At 56.4% G+C, this 16904-nt stretch carries 14 protein-coding genes and 1 pseudogene; 10 read left to right on the top strand and 5 right to left on the bottom strand.

Going from position 1 to position 16904, the window contains the following annotated elements:
- Position 1 precedes the first annotated feature (1 nt).
- Positions 2-3709, top strand: coding sequence for a methionine synthase (metH, locus tag QN399_RS07920; RefSeq protein WP_322179156.1), 3708 nt, complete (start codon positions 2-4; stop codon positions 3707-3709).
- Positions 3710-3860: 151 nt separating this feature from the next.
- Positions 3861-4079 carry a DUF2970 domain-containing protein gene (locus tag QN399_RS07915; RefSeq protein WP_219059781.1) on the top strand — a complete coding sequence of 73 codons (219 nt, stop codon included), beginning with the start codon at positions 3861-3863 and terminating at the stop codon, positions 4077-4079.
- 4 nt (positions 4080-4083) lie between these two features.
- On the opposite strand, the pseudogene QN399_RS07910 reads toward QN399_RS07915, so the two are convergent.
- Positions 4084-5177: pseudogene (locus tag QN399_RS07910) on the bottom strand (ABC transporter substrate-binding protein).
- Positions 5178-5684: 507 nt separating this feature from the next.
- Between QN399_RS07910 and QN399_RS07905 the strand changes: the two are divergent.
- Together QN399_RS07905 and QN399_RS07900 are read left to right on the top strand one after the other, a co-directional pair.
- Positions 5685-7343: a nitrite/sulfite reductase gene (locus tag QN399_RS07905; protein ID WP_322179153.1), complete on the top strand. Its 1659-nt coding sequence runs from the start codon at positions 5685-5687 to the stop codon at positions 7341-7343.
- The gene (locus tag QN399_RS07900; RefSeq protein WP_322179152.1) at positions 7327-7821 is read left to right on the top strand and encodes a DUF934 domain-containing protein; all 495 of its coding nucleotides are present in this window, start codon (positions 7327-7329) and stop codon (positions 7819-7821) included. The genes QN399_RS07905 and QN399_RS07900 overlap by 17 nt, the downstream gene beginning before the upstream one ends.
- Before the next feature lie 100 nt (positions 7822-7921).
- Here the strand turns inward: QN399_RS07900 and sohB are convergent, their stop codons facing one another.
- On the bottom strand, positions 7922-8944 hold the full coding sequence (sohB, locus tag QN399_RS07895) for a protease SohB (protein ID WP_323565787.1): 1023 nt from the start codon (positions 8942-8944) through the stop codon (positions 7922-7924).
- Positions 8945-9150: 206 nt separating this feature from the next.
- Here sohB and QN399_RS07890 point away from each other — a divergent pair, with 206 nt between their 5' ends.
- The 6 genes from QN399_RS07890 to QN399_RS07865 all read left to right on the top strand — a co-directional run bounded on the left by QN399_RS07890 (position 9151) and on the right by QN399_RS07865 (position 14510).
- Positions 9151-9861 carry a histidine phosphatase family protein gene (locus QN399_RS07890; RefSeq protein ID WP_330200785.1) on the top strand — a complete coding sequence of 237 codons (711 nt, stop codon included), beginning with the start codon at positions 9151-9153 and terminating at the stop codon, positions 9859-9861.
- Between the two features lie 69 nt (positions 9862-9930).
- Positions 9931-10245, top strand: coding sequence for an SCP2 sterol-binding domain-containing protein (locus QN399_RS07885; protein WP_322179149.1), 315 nt, complete (start codon positions 9931-9933; stop codon positions 10243-10245).
- Between the two features lie 202 nt (positions 10246-10447).
- Positions 10448-11515: a phosphotransferase family protein gene (locus QN399_RS07880; protein WP_322216501.1), complete on the top strand. Its 1068-nt coding sequence runs from the start codon at positions 10448-10450 to the stop codon at positions 11513-11515.
- 24 nt (positions 11516-11539) lie between these two features.
- Positions 11540-12307, top strand: a complete 768-nt coding sequence (locus QN399_RS07875; RefSeq protein ID WP_219059789.1) for an SDR family oxidoreductase — start codon at positions 11540-11542, stop codon at positions 12305-12307.
- A gap of 127 nt (positions 12308-12434) precedes the next feature.
- Positions 12435-13580, top strand: a complete 1146-nt coding sequence (locus QN399_RS07870; protein WP_322216504.1) for a Gfo/Idh/MocA family oxidoreductase — start codon at positions 12435-12437, stop codon at positions 13578-13580.
- 150 nt (positions 13581-13730) lie between these two features.
- Positions 13731-14510: a TSUP family transporter gene (locus QN399_RS07865; protein WP_322179145.1), complete on the top strand. Its 780-nt coding sequence runs from the start codon at positions 13731-13733 to the stop codon at positions 14508-14510.
- On the opposite strand, the gene nudC is transcribed toward QN399_RS07865, so the two are convergent.
- The 3 genes from nudC to QN399_RS07850 all read right to left on the bottom strand — a co-directional run bounded on the left by nudC (position 14478) and on the right by QN399_RS07850 (position 16893).
- Positions 14478-15314, bottom strand: coding sequence for an NAD(+) diphosphatase (nudC, locus tag QN399_RS07860; protein ID WP_322179144.1), 837 nt, complete (start codon positions 15312-15314; stop codon positions 14478-14480). The two genes, QN399_RS07865 and nudC, sit on opposite strands and share 33 nt — an antisense overlap.
- Before the next feature lie 79 nt (positions 15315-15393).
- Entirely contained in the window at positions 15394-16206 is an 813-nt protein-coding gene (locus tag QN399_RS07855; RefSeq protein ID WP_322179143.1) for a crotonase/enoyl-CoA hydratase family protein, read from the bottom strand.
- Positions 16207-16515: 309 nt separating this feature from the next.
- Positions 16516-16893: a response regulator gene (locus QN399_RS07850; protein ID WP_322179142.1), complete on the bottom strand. Its 378-nt coding sequence runs from the start codon at positions 16891-16893 to the stop codon at positions 16516-16518.
- Positions 16894-16904 lie beyond the last annotated feature (11 nt).

Raw genomic sequence — 16904 nt, 5'->3', positions numbered from 1 at the left:
TATGTCCGACCGCAGCGCTCGCCTCCACGCTCTCCAGCAAGCCCTCAAAGAGCGCATTCTGATTCTCGATGGTGGCATGGGCACAATGATCCAGAGCTACCGACTGGAGGAAGAGGACTACCGTGGCAAACGCTTCGCCGACTGGCCAAGTGATGTCAAAGGCAATAACGACCTGCTGATTCTCAGTCGTCCGGACGTGATTGGGGCCATCGAAAAGGCCTATCTGGATGCTGGCGCTGACATTCTCGAAACCAACACCTTCAACGCCACCCAGGTTTCCCAGGCCGATTACGGTATGGAAGCGTTGGTCTATGAGTTGAACGTAGAAGGTGCTCGCCTCGCCCGCAAGGTTGCTGACGCTAAAACCCTGGAAACGCCCAACAAGCCGCGCTTCGTTGCTGGCGTTCTAGGCCCGACCAGCCGCACCTGCTCGTTGTCGCCAGACGTGAACAACCCCGGTTACCGCAACGTGACCTTCGATCAGTTGGTGGAAAACTACACCGAAGCCACCCACGGCTTGATCGAAGGCGGCGCCGATCTGATCCTGATCGAGACGATCTTCGACACCCTCAATGCCAAGGCCGCGATTTTCGCCGTGCAGGGCGTGTTCGAAGAAGTCGGCTTTGAATTGCCGATCATGATCTCCGGGACCATCACCGATGCCTCGGGCCGCACCTTGTCCGGACAAACCACTGAAGCGTTCTGGAACTCGGTCAGCCACGCCAAACCTATTTCGGTGGGTTTGAACTGCGCGCTGGGCGCCAGCGATTTGCGTCCCTACCTGGAAGAACTGTCGAACAAAGCCGGCACTTACATTTCGGCGCACCCGAACGCCGGTTTACCGAACGCCTTCGGTGAATACGACGAAGAGCCAGCACAGACAGCGGCAATCATCGAAGAGTTCGCCCAGAGCGGCTTTCTCAATATCGTCGGTGGCTGCTGTGGGACCACACCTGCGCACATCAAGGCCATCGCCAATGCGGTAAGCAAGTACCCGCCGCGGGCTATTCCGGACATCCCTAAAGCCTGTCGCCTATCCGGCCTGGAACCGTTCACCATTGATCGCAGTTCGTTGTTCATCAACGTCGGCGAGCGCACCAACATCACCGGTTCTGCGCGTTTTGCCCGGCTGATCCGTGAGGACAACTACACCGAAGCGCTTGAAGTCGCCTTGCAGCAGGTCGAAGCCGGCGCTCAGGTGATCGACATCAACATGGACGAGGGCATGCTCGATTCGAAGAAGGCCATGGTGACCTTCCTCAATCTGATTGCCGGCGAACCGGACATTTCCCGCGTTCCGATCATGATCGACTCCTCCAAATGGGAGGTGATCGAAGCCGGCCTCAAGTGCATTCAGGGCAAGGGCATCGTCAACTCCATCAGCATGAAGGAAGGCGTGGAGCAGTTCATCCATCACGCCAAACTGTGCAAACGCTATGGCGCCGCCGTGGTGGTGATGGCGTTTGATGAAGACGGCCAGGCCGACACCGAGAAGCGCAAGAGAGAAATCTGCAAGCGCTCCTACGACATCCTGGTCAACGATGTCGGCTTCCCGCCTGAAGACATCATTTTTGACCCGAACATTTTCGCCATTGCCACGGGCATCGAAGAGCACAACAACTACGCCGTCGATTTCATCAACGCCTGTGCCTATATTCGCGACAACCTGCCCCATGCCCTGACCTCTGGTGGCGTGTCCAACGTATCCTTCTCGTTCCGTGGCAACAATCCGGTACGCGAGGCGATTCACTCGGTGTTCTTGCTGTATGCGATCCGCAACGGTTTGAGCATGGGGATCGTCAACGCCGGGCAATTGGAGATCTACGACCAAATACCGACCGAATTGCGCGATTGTGTGGAAGACGTCGTCCTCAACCGCACGCCAAACGGTACCGACGCCCTGCTGGCCATCGCCGACAAGTACAAGGGTGACGGCAGCGTCAAAGAAGCCGAAACCGAAGAGTGGCGTGGCTGGGAAGTCAACAAGCGCCTGGAACACGCGCTGGTCAAAGGCATCACCACCCATATCGTCGAAGACACCGAAGAGTCTCGGCAGTCGTTCAAGCGCCCGATCGAAGTGATCGAAGGGCCGTTGATGTCCGGCATGAACATCGTCGGCGACCTGTTCGGCTCAGGAAAAATGTTCCTGCCACAGGTGGTTAAATCCGCGCGAGTGATGAAACAGGCCGTGGCCCACTTGATCCCGTTCATCGAACTGGAAAAAGGCGACAAACCCGAAGCCAAGGGCAAAATTCTCATGGCCACGGTCAAGGGCGACGTGCATGACATCGGCAAGAACATTGTCGGCGTGGTTCTGGGCTGCAACGGCTATGACATCGTTGACTTGGGCGTGATGGTGCCGGCAGAGAAGATCCTGCAGGTGGCCAAGGAACAGAAGTGCGACATCATCGGCCTGTCTGGACTGATTACACCGTCACTCGATGAAATGGTGCATGTCGCCCGGGAAATGCAGCGTCAGGGCTTTACCCTGCCGCTGATGATCGGCGGCGCGACCACGTCCAAAGCCCATACTGCGGTGAAGATCGAACCCAAGTACAGCAACGACGCGGTGATCTACGTCACCGATGCATCCCGCGCCGTTGGCGTGGCCACGCAATTGCTGTCGAAGGAATTGAAGCCGGCGTTTATCGAGAAAACCCGGCTCGAATACATCGAGGTACGTGAGCGCACCGCTGCCCGCAGTTCCCGCACCGAGCGCCTGAGTTACGCCGCTGCCGTGGCCAAGAAGCCGAAGTTCGACTGGGCCGATTACCAACCGGTCAAACCTACGTTCACCGGCGTGAAGGTCCTGGAAAATATCGACCTTAATGTGCTGGCCGAGTACATCGACTGGACCCCATTCTTCATCTCCTGGGACCTGGCCGGCAAATACCCGCGCATTCTCACCGATGAAGTGGTTGGCGAAGCCGCGACCTCGCTGTTTGCCGATGCTCAGGACATCCTGCGCAAACTGATCGACGAAAAACTGATCAGCGCTCGCGCAGTGTTTGGCTTCTGGCCTGCCAATCAGGTCGACAACGATGACCTGGAGCTTTACGGCAACGACGGCAAACCGCTGGCCAAGCTGCATCACCTGCGTCAACAGATCATCAAGACCGACGGCAAACCGAATTTCTCCCTGGCTGACTTTGTCGCACCCAAGGACAGCGGCGTCACCGATTACGTCGGCGGTTTCATCACCACTGCGGGCATCGGTGCCGAAGAAGTGTCCAAGGCTTATCAAGACAAAGGCGACGACTACAACGCAATCATGGTCAAAGCCCTGGCCGACCGTCTTGCCGAAGCCTGCGCCGAGTGGCTGCACCAACAGGTGCGGAAAAACTACTGGGGTTATGCCAAGGACGAACAACTGGCCAACGAAGACCTGATCAAGGAGCAGTACATCGGTATCCGCCCTGCACCGGGTTATCCGGCCTGCCCGGATCACACCGAAAAAGGCACCTTGTTCGACCTGCTGGACCGCACCGAGGAGGGTCAGTCAGGCCTGAGCGGTGTCACCTTGACCGAAAGCTATGCAATGTTTCCTGCGGCGTCGGTGAGTGGCTGGTACTTCGCTCATCCACAGGCGCAATATTTTGCCGTGGGTAAAGTCGACAAGGATCAGGTAGAAAGCTACACGGCGCGCAAAGGTCAGGAGCTGAGCGTTTCTGAGCGCTGGCTGGCGCCAAACCTGGGATACGACGACTAAGACAGCGCGTTCAGGAGGCAGCCCGACCATGGGTTGCTTCCTTTTTCAGTAGGCGCTGCCACCCATCAAAGTGACCCGCGCAGGGCATATCCCTCTGACTTGACTATGCTTAGTGAGTTTTCTTTACGTTGATGTGAATTCACGAGGGTGTATGGACGACTCTTCAAACAATAAGCCGCCTACTTTCTGGCAGATGGTGCAGAGCGTTGTAGCGGCGGCATTTGGTGTACAGAGCGGGAAAAACCGGGCTCGGGATTTTACCCACGGCAAACCCAGTCACTTCGTCATACTGGGCGTGCTGTTCACGGCGATCTTCGCCCTGACCTTGTTTGGCATTGTCCAGTTGGTATTGCACTTCGCCGTGGGTTGACCCTTCAGTACAGTATGCTTTTCAGGGAAAAACGGTACGCACCCGGCTTAGGGTTCCCCGTCATGCTGAATGTGCGGAAATCGACGCCATAGTCGTCTTGGCGGCCAGCCTGCAGCAGGCGCCTGGCATCCTGCTGGCCAAGAAGCTGCAACACGCTTAATTGACGCGCCCCCAGGTACTGGCGATCCTGTTCCCTGGTTGCGTCATAGTCGTGCAGCAACACCATGGCCCACCCACCCAACGTGAAGTGCCCACCCGCCAGAACGCTCAAACTTCCGTCCAGACGCGCCTGCAAGGCCGCTGTCGAAGAGTTCAAGGCACTAAACAGCACATCCTTGCCCGGCGCTCCGCCCCGTTCACGCAATGCAGCCATGGCGCCATGGCGCCAAACGCCATTTCATCATTGGCAGACCATACCAGGCTTGTTTTCGGGTAGCGCTGAAACAACTGTCGGGCCTGTTCCTGCGCTCGCTCTCGTTCCCAACCGCTGTACACGAGTTGACGCAAATGCACTTCCGGGTGCTCACCCAGAGCGCGTCGCAGACCCTGCTCGCGAAGCTGAGCGACGGGTGTTGTTGCTGCTCCAGAGAACGCCAGCATGTCGATGCTATGACCAGCGGCAACCTTCGGGTGCAGGCGAATCAGCTCCTTGGCCATCAAGTAACCGCCCTCCTCATCATTCCCTACCAAACTACCGATCAAATTCGGAAAGCGAGTGCGGACGTCGCCGAGCATGTTGATCTGATCAGGGGTGAGGGTATTGTTGACGGCAAACAGCTTGACGCCGCTGCCTTGGGATAGACGAAGAATTTCCGGGGCGGCATACAATTCATTGACGAACACCAGGTAATCGGGCCGGTCAGGGCCCAACAATGCTTCGCGCGCCTGGATCAGCGTTTTATGAGGGTCCCGTTCCGAGTAACGCACCTGCAGCGTCATGCCCAAGTCGTTGGCCGCCGCCGCCATGAACTTTGAATAACTGACCCAAAACGTTTCCGTCGACAGGCCCGGATTCAGAAAAACCACCGTCGCTGCTTCGGTCGCAGTCATCCACACGCTGCTCAATACCAGCAACGCGCTACAAAAAAGTTTAAACATTCTCATGCTGGCCTGAAAAATAGGCACGCAGTATAACTGCCTAAGTGCAGACCTCTGGATACCGTTTAACGCATTGTCCGACCGTCACGTCGGACAGGCGCAGGTTGCTTGCGTTATTGGTGGCTCACCCAGAATACGGCCGTCGTTACGACCAGGATGACAATGAAGAAAATGGCCCAGGCATCTACGCTGCTATCGGCTTTCACTGCTTTGACAGGGTTGCTCATTGCATCGCCTCTTTTCGGTTTTATCGGTGATTGCACATGAAGCGTGACCGCCTCTGCGACAGCAGATTGCCGCGATCACGCCCTTAGTAAAGTCGAGCATTGCCCATTCCTCAAGAAGGGTTATGCGATCAACCCGACCTGGATAGTTCTTTTAGTTCTTTGCATATACTCAAACTTCACTTTTGCGCATAACTGCAAACTGGTATCTTCCCTCGGCTCCGTTGGGAGTGCGCGGCCGTGCGCGCAGATTTGCTGTAAGCAGCCTGAGAACAGGACCTATATGTACGTATACGACGAGTACGATCAGCGGATCATCGAGGACCGCGTCAAGCAGTTCCGGGATCAGACCCGACGCTACCTGGCCGGAGAGCTGAGCGAAGAAGAGTTTCGCCCGCTGCGCCTGCAGAATGGCCTTTATATTCAACGCTTTGCGCCGATGTTGCGGGTGGCTGTGCCTTATGGCCAGTTGACCTCGCGGCAGTTGCGCATGATTGCCAAAATCGCTCGTGATTACGACAAGGGCTATGCCCATGTCAGCACCCGCCAAAATATTCAGTTCAACTGGCCCGCGCTGGAAGACGTGCCGGATATTCTGGCTGAACTCGCAACCGTGCAGATGCACGCGATTCAGACCAGCGGTAACTGCTTGCGTAACGTCACCACCGATCAATTTGCCGGTGTTGCGGCGGATGAAGTGGTTGATCCGCGTCCGTGGTGCGAGATCATTCGGCAGTGGACTACCTTCCACCCCGAATTCGCCTACCTGCCGCGTAAATTCAAGATCGCCATCAATGGTTCCACCAGTGACCGTGTCGCCATTGAGGTACACGACATCGGCCTGGAGCCAGTGCGTAACGCTGCGGGCGAACTGGGTTTCCGCGTCCTGGTCGGTGGTGGCCTTGGCCGTACGCCAGTGGTCGGTGCCTTCATCAATGAGTTTCTGCCTTGGCAGGACCTGTTGAGCTATCTAGACGCGATCCTGCGGGTCTATAACCGCTATGGCCGTCGTGACAACAAGTACAAGGCCCGGATCAAGATTCTGGTCAAGGCACTGACGCCTGAAGTGTTCGCCGAGCGAGTCGACGCGGAAATGGTCCACCTGCGGGGCGGCCAGACCACGTTGACCGAAGCCGAAGTGCATCGCGTCGCCAAGCACTTCGTCGACCCCGAGTACAAAGCCCTCAGCGATCAAAGCGCTGAACTGGCTCACCTCGATAAAGAACACCCAGGTTTTGCCCGCTGGCGCTCGCGCAACGTTCTTGCGCACAAAAAGCCAGGCTACGCAGCGGTGACCCTGTCGCTCAAACCGACCGGTGTTGCCCCAGGCGATATCACCGACAAACAACTCGATGGCGTTGCCGATCTGGCTGATCGTTACAGCTTCAGCCAGATGCGCACGTCCCACGAGCAAAACATCATTCTTGCCGACGTTGAGCAAAGCCAGTTGTTCACCTTGTGGGGCGAGCTCCGCGAACAGGGTTTCGCCACCCCGAACATCGGTTTGCTGACCGACATCATTTGCTGCCCAGGGGGCGATTTCTGCTCCTTGGCCAACGCCAAATCGATCCCGATCGCCGAAGCCATCCAGCGTCGCTTTGACGACCTGGATTACCTGTTCGACATCGGCGAGCTGGACCTGAATATTTCCGGTTGCATGAACGCCTGCGGTCACCACCACGTGGGGCATATCGGCATTCTTGGCGTGGACAAGAAAGGCGAAGAGTTCTATCAAGTCTCCCTTGGCGGCAGCAGCAACCGTGATGCAAGCCTGGGTAAAATTCTGGGCCCGTCTTTCGCCCAGGATGTGATGCCCGACGTGATCGAGAAGCTGATCAACGTCTACATAGAGAAGCGGCACGAAGATGAGCGTTTTATCGACACCTTCCAGCGTATCGGCATTGACCCTTTCAAGGAGCGCGTCTATGCAGCGAATCATTAAGAACAACGAAGTCATCGACGAAACCTGGCACTTGCTGCCCAAGGACACGACGCTTGACGGCCTGTCCAACTGTGATGACCTGATTGTGCCGCTGGCTTTATGGCTCGACCATAGTCACGCCCTCAAAGCGCGTGACGGCGGCTTGGGTGTATGGCTGGACGCCGACGAAGAAGCTGAGCAAATTGGTGATGACGTGGATAACTTCCAGGTTATCGCCCTGAATTTTCCGGCGTTCACCGATGGCCGCAGTTACTCCAATGCGCGTCTGCTTCGTGATCGATACGGTTTCAAAGGCGAACTACGGGCCATTGGCGATGTGTTGCGTGACCAATTGTTCTATATGCACCGCTGTGGTTTCGACGCCTTTGCGATTCGCCCCGACAAAGACCCGTATGAAGCACTTGAAGGTCTTAAAGACTTCTCGGTGACCTACCAGGCCGCTACTGATGAACCATTGCCGCTGTTCCGGCGTCGCTGATTCGGCCTGAAAAAAAGCCCGGGGTTCAATTTGAACCCCGGGCTTTTTGCTATCTGATGAACCATCCTTGTCACTGAAAACCTGACAAAGGCGCTTACGATTACAAGAAGCGCTGCTGTGTCAGCCGACTCCACCAACTCAACAAGACACGATCTACCGACCCACTGGCCGCCAAGCCGATCCGTTCCTGCAAGCTTTTGCGCTCGGAATAATGCAAATGGAAAACTTCAGCGACCTTGGCGCGCTCAGAAAGGTATTCGTCACTGGTCTTGAGTTCGTCCACCAACTGTTTGTCCAGCGCCGCCATGCCAAGCCAGACTTCCCCGGTAGCAACTTCGTTGATCGCCAATTGCGGACGGTAGCGCGCGACAAAGTTTTTGAACAGCTCATGAGTAATGTCCAGCTCTTCCTGGAACTTCTCCCGGCCCTTCTCGGTATTTTCGCCAAATACGGTCAAGGTACGTTTGTACTCGCCAGCGGTCAGCACTTCAAAATCAATATCATGCTTCTTCAGCAGACGATTGACGTTGGGCAACTGCGCTACCACGCCGATGGAACCCAAAATAGCGAAAGGTGCGCTGATAATCTTGTTACCAATGCAAGCCATCATGTAGCCACCGCTGGCCGCCACTTTGTCGATGCAGATGGTCAGTGGAATACCCGCCTGACGAATCCGTGCCAACTGCGATGAGGCCAAGCCATAACTGTGGACCATGCCGCCGCCACTCTCCAGGCGCAGGACCACTTCATCCTTGACCGTGGCCAAGGTTAACAGCGCCGTGATTTCATGGCGCATGCTCTCGGTTGCGGACGCTTTTATATCACCGTCGAAATCCAGCACGTACACCCGAGGCTTGGCGTCGGCCAGTTTCTTTTCCTTCTTCAGGCTTTTGCCTTGCTCTTTGCGCAACGCCTTGAGCCGGTCCTTATCCAACAGCGATTGTTCAAGACGTTCGCGCAGACCTTTGTAGAAGTCATTCAGCTTGCTGACCTGCAACTGCCCGGCAGATTTGCGTCGGCCTTTGCTGCGTAGCGAAGCGAAAGCCGCCAGCACAATCAGAATGGCAACCACCAGGGTGACCGTCTTGGCCAGAAAAATTGCGTATTCAGCCATAAACTCCACAAATACTCCTCACACACTTTGCGCCCCTCCAATCAAGGAGCCGCGGATGACTCAAGCATACCGGCGTGCCTTGCAGACGGCCAGTCGATCGCTTGCCAGGGATGTCCCGGAAACAACCATTCAAACAAGCGTATGTTTTTTCATTGACACGCTTCAAGCATCCTCATAACCTCGCAAAACCTTCAACGTCCCGGGATAACGCCGACGTGGGCAGCATCTATTTGATTCGACATGGCCAGGCCTCCTTTGGTGCAGACGACTACGACGTTCTGTCTCCGATGGGTATTCGCCAGGCCGAGATCCTCGGCACCCACCTGGCACAGCTGGGCTTGAGCTTCGATCGCTGCCTGTCTGGCAACCTGCGTCGTCAGCAGCATACGGCCGAGGCGGTAATGGACCAGTTCAAGGCGGCAGGGCAATCCATGGCCCCGCTTGAAGTCGATCCCGCGTTTAATGAATTCGACGCCGATGCGGTGATCCGTGCCCTGCTCCCGGCCCTGCTCCCCGATGAACCGGAAGCCCTGTATGTGCTGCGTAATGCCGCGCAAAACCGCGGTGAGTTTCAGCGACTATTTGCGTTGATCATGGACCGTTGGCTCAAGGGTGATTATGACACTCCGGGGCTGCAAAGCTGGCTCGGCTTTGTCGAGCAGGTTCAATCGGGCTTGCACCGGGTTCTCGATCAGGCGGGCAACAAAGACCGGATCGCGATTTTCACCTCAGGCGGTACAATCACCGCGCTGCTCCACTTAATCACTCAGATGCCCGCGAAGCAGGCGTTCGAACTCAACTGGCAAATCGTCAATACCTCGCTCAACCAGCTTAAATTCCGTGGTCGCGAGGTAGCCTTGGCTTCCTTCAACAGTCATGCGCACCTGCAACTGTTGCAGGCGCCGGAGCTCATCACTTATCGCTGAGACCGGCCCACGGCGACCTGAATGGTCGCTGGAACCTATCCACCAGAACCCTAGAAAAAGGATCGCACCATGACTTCTGTAGCTGACTCCATTCAATCCATGAAAGCCAAGTTCAACCCAAGTGCAGCTGCAGGCCTGGACCTGGTGTTTGGCTTTAAGATCGATGACAACACACACTACTCCTTGATCGTAAAAGACGGTACTTGCGACGTTAAAGAAGGCGAGAACCCTGACGCTCAAGTGACACTGGTCATGGACAGCGAGACCCTTAAAGGCATCGTCAGCGGCGAAACCGACGGCATGCAGGCGTTCATGGGCGGCAAGCTGCGCGCTGAAGGCGACATGATGCTGGCCATGAAGCTGAGCGAGCTGTTCCCGGCTTAAACCTGGCTGCAATGCACGCAGAACCGAGGTCTCAGGGCCTCGGTTTTTTTTCGCCTGCAACTCACGGACACCCAGCGATCAAAGCCAATGATTGGCCAGCAACACGCTCACCTATAAGGCCGTTTCCAGCTTGTGAGCGAAGAGTGGTCGCATTAGATTAGTCAATAATGTCTGCACTCCATAATAAGCAGAAGGGATAAGCATGGCGCTTACTGACCAGTCCACCAAGATCCGCTCTGGCGAAGAACTCGACGCCAGCCTCATCGACCCCTACCTCAAGGCGCATATTCCCGGTCTGAGGGGCTCGCCTGAGATCAGCCAGTTTCCGGGCGGTGCTTCGAACCTGACGTACCTGATCCAATACCCGGACCAGGAGTTCGTCCTGAGGCGTCCGCCTTTTGGCCACAAAGCCAAGTCTGCGCACGACATGGGCCGCGAATACCGCATTCTCAATCAGTTGAATGTCGGCTTTCCGTATTGCCCAAAGGCTTACGTGCATTGCACTGACGAGTCACTGATCGGCTCTGAGTTCTATGTCATGGAGCGGGTCAACGGCATCATTCTGCGCTCTGATCTACCGTCTGAACTGAACTTCGACGCCCAACAGACCGAAGCCCTGTGTAAAAACTTTATCGACACGCTGGTCGAGTTGCATCAGGTCGACTATACCGCGTGCGGCCTGGCGGACCTTGGCAGGCCCGAAGGTTATGTGAAACGCCAGATTGGTGGTTGGGGCGACCGTTACGAAAAAGCGCTGACCCCGGATGCGCCGAGTTGGGAGACGGTCAGGGCCTGGCTCACGGAAAAGATGCCGGCCGATCACCCCGTGTCCAGCATCGTGCACAACGACTATCGCTTCGACAATGTGATTCTCGACCCGAACAACCCGATGAAAATCATCGGCGTTCTGGATTGGGAGCTCACCACGATTGGCGACCCGTTGATGGACCTGGGCAACACCTTGGCCTATTGGATCGAAGCCAGCGACCCGGCACCGGTACAACTGATGCGCCGCCAGCCTAGCCATGCGCCCGGCATGCTGACCCGCCGTCAGTTCGTCGATTACTACGCTGAACGCTCCGGCATCCAGATCGACAATTTTGACTTCTACTACACCTATGGCTTGTTCCGCCTGGCCGGTATCGTGCAACAAATCTACTACCGTTTTTTTCATGGTCAGACCCAGGACAAACGCTTCGCGCAGTTCATTCAGATGAACAAGCTGCTGGAGCAGATGAGCCTGCAAGTGATCGATAAATCCAGCCTTTGATTGCGACACAATAAGGAAGAAAACATGTCCAAGACCCAACTGTTCGACCTCGACGGCAAAATCGCTTTCGTTTCCGGTGCCAGCCGCGGCATTGGTGAAGCCATCGCCAAGCTACTGGCTCAACAAGGCGCGCACGTCATTGTCTCCAGCCGCAAGATCGATGGCTGCCAACACGTCGCGGACGCGATCATCGCTGACGGCGGCAAGGCTACTGCAATTGCCTGCCACATCGGCGAGATGGAACAGATCCATAACGCGTTCGCGCAGATTCGCGAACAGTTCGGTCGTCTGGACATTCTGGTCAATAACGCTGCAACCAATCCACAATTCTGCAATGTACTGGACACGGACCTGAGCGCATTCCAGAAAACCGTCGACGTTAACATTCGCGGTTACTTCTTCATGTCCATTGAAGCCGGCAAACTGATGCGCGAAAACGGCGGCGGCAGCATCATCAACGTCGCTTCGATCAATGGCATTTCGCCAGGCGTGTTCCAAGGCATCTATTCGGTGACCAAGGCGGCCGTGATCAACATGACTAAAGTGTTCGCAAAGGAATGCGCGCCGTTCGGTATTCGTTGCAACGCCCTGCTGCCAGGTCTGACAGACACCAAATTCGCCTCGGCCCTGGTCAAAAACGATGCGATCCTGAACATGGCGCTGGAGCAGATCCCGCTCAAGCGTGTGGCCGCACCCAGCGAAATGGCTGGCGCCGTTCTGTACCTGGCCAGTGATGCATCCAGCTACACCACCGGTGTTTCGTTGAATGTGGACGGTGGTTACCTGTCCTGATTCTCCTGTACGGGTGAAAAAAACAGCCTTCGGGCTGTTTTTTTACGACTCACTAAAAGAATATATATTCCATAAAAAATGATTTAAGAATATATTTTCCGCACAACAACTCTAACCGGACTTTGTCATGCGCGAATCTTATGTACCCTCATCTGCTCTGCCCACACTGGGCATTGGCCTGATCGGCACTGGCTTCATGGGGCGTGCCCATGCCTTGGCCTTTCGCAATGTGAGCGCCGCGTTTCAACTGCCCGTGCAGGTGCATCTCGCTGCACTGGCCGATGCTGATGCCGCACGTGCCGAGCGATGCGCCAACGACTGGGGCTTCGCTCATGCTCACGGTGACTGGCAATCATTGATCAACGATCCCGGCGTGCACCTGGTGGCGATCACCACACCGAATCACTTGCACTACCCCATGGCCATGGCGGCACTGGCAGCCGGCAAAGCGGTGTATTGCGAAAAACCCCTGGCGATCAGCCTCGGTCAAGCGAGTGAAATGCGTCGAGCCGCCCAAGCTGCGGGTGTGGTCACGCGGGTGGGTTACAACTACCAGCACAACCCCATCATCGGTCTGGCGCGACAGATGATCGCAGACGGCGAGCTGGGCGAAATCATCGGCTTTCAGGGAGAGTTCAGCGAAGAGTTCATGGGGGATCCAGCAACGCCTTGGTCATGGCGCTGTGAAGCTGCCCACGCAGGGGGCGCGCTGGCAGACCTGGGCAGCCATTTGCTGGCGCTGGCCCGTCACCTGCTCGGCGACATCGACGCGGTATGTGCCGACTCTCATACTGTGCACGCCCAACGTCCGGTTGCCGTGGGCAGCAGCGAACAGCGCACCATCGCCGTCGACGATCAGACCCATGCCTTGTTGCGCTTCGCCAACGGCGCTCGCGGCACGTTCAGCAGCAGCTGGCTCAAGCACGGCTACAAAAACCACCTGAGTTTCGAGATCAGCGGCACACGGGGCACCCTTGCGTTTGATCAGGAGCGACTCAATGAGCTGCAGGTTTACCGCCCAGGGCAAGACGGGTTTCAGCGGATACTCGCAGGACCAACACTGCCCGGTTATGCAGCCTTCTGTCCCGCACCTGGGCATCAGTTGGGGTACAACGAACTCAAGACGCTGGAAGTGCATGCATTGATTCAGGCGGTCTGCGGTCATGGCAATGAAGGGCCTGATTTCGAAGAGGCTTGGCAAGTAGAACGTTTAGCCGCAGCTATTCGCCTGGCGGCGGCAGAGCAGCGTTGGGTCAGGATTGATGAGCTGTAAGCGCTTTTCCTGCACGTTGTGTGGGAACGAATTCATTCGCGAATGGCTTGGCGCGGTCGAACCGATACATCGATTTATCACCCGTTATGCGTAAAATGGTCGCCTTCTGGAGCAGCCATTCTGCCCAAGCCGTATAAGTCGATCCCTCGCATGCCTTTTGAACTCAGTGTTGACCTGACCACCCTCGCCATTCTTGCAGTCGTTGCTTTTGTCGCAGGGTTCATTGATGCGATCGCCGGTGGTGGTGGCTTGTTGACCACCCCTGCCCTGATGACTGCCGGTCTCCCACCGCATCTGGTCCTTGGCACCAACAAACTCAGTTCGACCTTCGGTTCGGCGATGGCCAGCTACACCTTTTTCCGACGCAAGCTGTTCGACCCCAAGCAATGGATTCACGCGTTGATTGGCACGGCAGTCGGGGCATCGATTGGTGCGGTGGTTGCGCATTACCTGCCCGCTGAGTGGATCAACCAGATGCTCCCGGTGATTGTGTTCGGTTGCGGCCTTTACCTATTGTTCGGTGGCACACCCAAGGCACCGCTGGACAGCGACGCGCCCATCAAGAAGAAGTGGCAACTGCCGCAAGGCCTGGGATTAGGATTTTATGACGGTGTCGCCGGGCCGGGCACGGGTGCATTCTGGACCGTCAGCAGTCTGCTGCTCTACCCTCTGGATCTGGTGAAGGCCAGCGGTGTGGCGCGCAGCATGAACTTCGTCAGCAATGCTGCGGCGCTGTCAGTGTTCATCTTCTCTGGCCAGGTAGACTGGCTGATCGGCCTGAGCATGGGTTCGTCGCTGATGATCGGGGCCTTCTTTGGCGCTCGTACCGCGATTCAGGGCGGCGCAAAATTTATCCGCCCGGTTTTCATTATCGTGGTGCTGGGACTGACTGTGCGCCTAGCCTGGCAACACTGGTTCAGCGGCGCCTGAACGCCTGGCCAGATACAGATCGATCAAGTAGCGCGCGATGGAGCGGTGGGCCGGTAACGGCGGCAGATCATTGATGTCGAACCAGCGCGCATCTTCGATCTCATCCAGTTGGGGAACGATTTCGCCTCCCGCGTACTCGGCATGGAAGCCCAGCATCATCGAGTGCGGGAACGGCCAACACTGACTGCCCATGTACTGGATGTTCTTGACCTCCAACTGCACCTCTTCCATCACTTCGCGGCGTACGCAATCCTCCGCAGACTCCCCAGGCTCAGCGAACCCCGCCAGGGTGCTGTAGACGCCCGGCACAAAACGCGGCGAGCGTGCCAACAGGATTTCATCGCCACGAGTGATCAGCACGATCATGCTCGGCGAAATACGCGGGTAATGGCGCAAATCACAGTGTTCGCAGTACATGGCACGCTCACCCGGCACTTGCTGCATCGCTTGGCCACAGCTGCCACAGAACCGATGCTCCCGCGCCCATGTGCCTATCTGTGCGGCATAGCCGAGTTTTCTGTAAACGTCGAAGTCTCCTTCCAGCATGAACTGACGCAGGCCTTGCCAGGTACAACCCTCGACGTCCACCGGATGTTTGAGCACCAGCAGGTAGACCGGCTCACCATCGAAATGGCCGATGCCGTGTTCGCTGAGCAACGGCAAGTCCTGACGCTTGAGCCATTCCCTTGGGAACATCACGCCGTTGCCGTCGAGCAGAAATCCCTGGGTACTGTGAACCACAGCCCAACCGCCGCTGACCTGGATATCCAGTACGGCCGTTGTCCAGCGCCTTGGGCGTGTCATGAATAATCTCCTCTGCTTGCGCACGTCTGGGTGATCGCTTGCAGCTCAGTGTTCCAGTCGGCCTTCATGATTGAATGCTTTAGTTATCGAAGACAGCTTTTTGTTTGCTCATATGCGCGGCCATGGCCAACCGAAGGTCCGCTGATTGCAGCATTGCCGCGTTCCACGTGGCGACGTATTCAAGGCCGTCATCAATCCGATGGTCACGCATGTAGCTGATCATTTCCTTGGTCCCGGCAATAGCGATCGGCGACTTACTGGCAATTTCACCAGCAATGGCCATCACGCCGTCAAGCAGGCTCTGCGTGTCGACGAACGTGCGATTGACCAGGCCGATGCTGCGCGCTTCTTCTGCACCCATGGTACGCCCGGTGTAGGCCAGTTCGCGCAGCATACCGTCGCCGATGATACGCGGCAGGCGCTGCAAAGTACCCACATCCGCCGCCATGCCCATGTCGATTTCCTTGATCGAGAATTGTGCATCTTCAGCGGCGTAACGCATATCACACGCTGCAATCAAATCGATGGCACCGCCCAGGCAGTATCCCTGAACTGCCGCCAATACCGGTTTGCGACAGCTGTCCACGGCATTGAACGAGGCCTGAAGCTGCAGAATTTTGCGCCGTAGCAAGCGTGCATTTCGCCCCGCATCTTTGCCCAGTTCAGTGGCAACCGATGCCAGCATCATCAAGTCGATACCCGAGGAGAAGTGTTTGCCAGCGCCACTCAGGACCACGACGCGCACTTCATCCGTTTCATCGATCCACTGGAAAATATCAATGATTTCGCTCCAGAACGCGGCGTTCATTGAATTGACCTTTTCCGGCCGATTAATCTGCACGTGAGCGATGTTATCGGTCAGTTCGACGTGGAAAGCCTGGTAATCGGACACGGTTGTCATCTTCGAAAATACTCACATTTTTTGGTTGTAATGGTGCTCAGACTATAACAAGCACGCGTTACCAGCCGTAAGGCTGCGGTTATGCCATTTGCAGGACAAAAACCCATTCGGCGGCGCGAAGTAAGACCGTTCGAATCACCAGGATCAAGGCGTACTGCGCCGAGCGCCACATCGTTCAGGAGAAAGCAATCCGATGCTGCAAGATGAAGACACGAGAGTATTTCGGGATGGGTGTCCGAGCACGCAAAGAGGCCGTTGAGGCGTAATGAAATTGGGTATACCAGCATCACAACCACTCAATCACGCCAGCAGTTTTTTAATCTGCGTATGCAGGTTGTCCATCGTGAACGGCTTGGCCAGGATTGGCGCCTTGAGAGCGATGGGGCTGCCGGACTCCAGGATTTCGGCGGGGTAGCCACTGATGAAAATCACCTTTAATTCAGGTCGCAGCTTCACCGCGGGGTCAGCAATCATCACCCCCGATACACCACCCGGCAGGCGGTAATCAGTGATCATCAAATCCAGGTGAGGTTTGGTCGCCAGTATCTCAAACGCCTGTTCGCCATTTTCGGCTTTCAATACCCGGTAGCCCTCGCCCGATAGATAATCGGCGAGCAACATCAGGATCAGCGGTTCGTCTTCGACGATGAGTACGACATCTTCTGCATCAGAGCTCATGGGGTGCCTTA

This window comes from Pseudomonas sp. 10C3 (genome assembly GCF_036346185.1).
Lineage (GTDB): Bacteria > Pseudomonadota > Gammaproteobacteria > Pseudomonadales > Pseudomonadaceae > Aquipseudomonas.
The sequence above is the reverse complement of the archived record's forward strand: the minus strand, read 5'-3'. Positions and strand labels throughout refer to the sequence as shown.